The sequence below is a fragment of the Telluria sp. AZSoR62 genome (assembly GCF_058111565.1).
Genome location: NZ_JBYTST010000288.1, coordinates 1 through 275 on the forward strand (window position 1 = coordinate 1; position 275 = coordinate 275).

The window sequence follows — 275 nt, forward strand, 5'->3', positions numbered from 1 at the left end:
CCAACGGCGCCCGCCCGGAGGTTGCCCGCCAGGTAGCCGACGACATGGGCCTCCCCCTGGTCGGTGAAGAGAACATGCCGGTCCTTCGAACCCGTGACAGGTTCTCCTGGGCCGAGCACCTGCGCCTCTCTCTGCTGATGCTCCCATTTGGGCACTCGGTGTTCGAACAGGTGTACCGGATCGACGAGAAGGGCCTCGCGCGGCTCCGGAAGCTCGCCTGGCGCCCGCCCAAGACGATTTCCCGCGTGGATGTAGCGCCAGACGGCGGCTTGGTC

1 protein-coding gene is annotated in these 275 nt (G+C 67.3%); it reads left to right on the forward strand.

The features are described 5' to 3' along the window. Nucleotides 1–44: 44 nt before the first annotated feature. Nucleotides 45–275, forward strand: a 231-nt coding sequence (locus AC3XQU_RS23840; RefSeq protein ID WP_489876607.1) for a phage portal protein family protein, incomplete at its 3' end; no start/stop codon positions are given.